1 pseudogene is annotated in these 564 nt (G+C 50.2%); it reads right to left on the bottom strand.

What is annotated here, in order from left to right:
• Window positions 1-564, bottom strand: a pseudogene (locus IE164_RS18490) (hypothetical protein); the annotation flags it as partial.

Here is a 564-nt window from a genome sequence, read left to right as displayed (position 1 = left end):
CGAAAGCTGTTTTGCTCAGCACCTTAGAAGCAATTCCACAGTTGTCAGAGCTAGATACCTCTGCCTGAGCCATTGAAAGCGTGGCATTGCCCGAAGCATCGAGAGTAAGAGCTACATCCTGAACCTCCACTACAGGAGCGGCATTATCTACTACTGTAACTATGGCAGTAGCTGTAGAGATATTGCCAGCGGCATCTCTTACGGTAACTGTTACAGTGTTTTCACCCAGATTAGAACAATCGAAAGTAGTCTTGGAAGTAGCGATGGAAATGATCTTACAATTGTCAGTAGTACAGGAAGTAAACTGCGACAGGTCACTATCGATGGTAAAGTCGCTGTAAGGAATACCCGTTGAGCTGGTTGTTGTTCCACCCAGGCCACCTCCGAGTCCGCCACCTAAGCCACCGCCCAGGCCGCCCCCCAGACCACCGCCCAAGCCACCGCCATTCGATGACTCAATAACGGCATCTTCACAGATGTAGAGTACGTCTTTGTCGTGTATTCTGGCCTGACCGTTTTCATCAAGCGCCACCGTAATGTTTTGAGTGACTACCGGAGGAGCCG

The sequence above is a fragment of the Roseivirga thermotolerans genome (assembly GCF_014653175.1).
Taxonomy (GTDB): domain Bacteria; phylum Bacteroidota; class Bacteroidia; order Cytophagales; family Cyclobacteriaceae; genus Roseivirga; species Roseivirga thermotolerans.
Note: the sequence above shows the minus strand (reverse complement) of the source record. Positions and strands in the feature narration are given on the sequence as shown.